Origin of the sequence: Rhizobium sp. BK399 (assembly GCF_014194695.1) — a bacterium.
Classification (GTDB): domain Bacteria; phylum Pseudomonadota; class Alphaproteobacteria; order Rhizobiales; family Rhizobiaceae; genus Rhizobium.
This window is the reverse complement of sequence record NZ_JACIAH010000051.1, coordinates 1-1471: the sequence shown is the minus strand read 5'-3', so window position 1 is coordinate 1471 and position 1471 is coordinate 1. Positions and strand designations below refer to the sequence as shown.

Annotated in this window: 1 protein-coding gene; it reads left to right on the top strand. The window is 58.6% G+C overall.

From position 1 onward, the window contains the following. Window positions 1-137 precede the first annotated feature (137 nt). On the top strand, window positions 138-1205 hold the full coding sequence (locus tag FHT97_RS30620; protein ID WP_183865222.1) for an IS110 family transposase: 1068 nt from the start codon (window positions 138-140) through the stop codon (window positions 1203-1205). The last annotated feature ends 266 nt before the right edge of the window (window positions 1206-1471 follow it).

Sequence of the window (1471 nt, the reverse complement as noted above, 5' to 3'; positions counted from 1 at the left end):
GATAGGAGGTGGCATGAAAGGGCCGCGTCCTGGAAGGGATCACTGAGATGCAGATGATTATCGAGGGACAGTCACACTTCCAGCCTTTCGGCTTATCCTGTTGGGGTTTTGCAGATCTCAACAAGGGAGTTGGAAGCATGACTGCCTTTTATGATTACCATATCGGCGTCGATTACCACAAATCCTACAGCCACCTGGTGGTGCAGGACAGCAGTGGCAAGACGTTGCGCTCCGGCCGGGTGAAGAACGATCGTCAGTCGCTCGGCGGGTTCCTGGAACGCTACCGGGAGAATTCGCATGCGGTTGTCGAGGCCACCCGCAACTGGATGGTGATGTACGACTGGCTCGACGACATTTGTGATGATGTCGTTCTCGCCCATCCGTGGAAGGTCAAGGCGATTGCCGACGCCAAGATCAAGACCGACAAGATCGATGCGACGGTGCTGGCGCATCTGCTCAGAGCCGACCTGGTGCCGGAGGCCTGGGCACCTGGCGAACGGGCCCGCGAACTGCGTGTCGCGCTACGCGAGCGGATGTTTTACGTGCGGCTGCGCACGATGACGAAGAACCGCATCGTGACGGCGTTTGATCGCTATCCGGAACAGACGGCGCAGTTGAAGAAGCTCGGCGATCTGTTTGGCAAGGCCGGCCGCGTCCAGCTGGCGCAGGTCAATGTCTCAGAGATCGACCGCATCCAGATTGACCGTGGCCTTGAGTTCATCAGCGACGTCGACATCAGGATCAAGCAGTCGGAGGCGACGATCCGGGGCATGACCAAGACCAATGCCAACGTCAAGCTGTTGAAGACGATCCCTGGTATCGGTGAGTTCTTCGCCCGGCTGATTGACGCAGAGATTGACGACATCAAGCGCTTCCGCAACCCGAAGAAGCTTGCCGCCTACGCCGGCCTTGTCCCCTCGACTTATTCGAGCGGCGGCAAGACGTTCCACGGCAAGATCATCAAGCAGGGCAACAAGTGGCTGCGCTGGGCCTTCGTCGAGGCGGTCTCTCCCGCCATCGCCAGCGATGCGCAGCTGCGCGCCCAATACGAACACGTGAAGATCAGAGGAACAAACAAAGCGCGGGTAGCCATCGCGCGCAAGCTCTTGACGATCGCCTTCCAGATCCTGCGTGACCAGCGCGCCTACGAGCCGCGCGGCACCAACATCACGGAAGGCGTCTCGACGATATCCCGGTTGTCCTGATGACGCTCTAGCGAGTCCGGCAGGTTCTGGACTGCGCTCTTCTAGGAGAATGGGAAACCGGGAGCCGAACGCCACTCTGTGACCGAAGCCACAGGCATCAGGTCACGCATTGGAGAATGGTTCAGAGCCGAAGGACAGCAAAGCAATCTGTTCAGCGGAAGCAAGAGATTTGGTCGATCGGCGCCAATGCCGGTCAGAACGAAACGGAACTCAAGGAAAAGCCGGCAAATGGCGGTGTCTTGCCCCTTGTGTTCTTTCATTGGAGA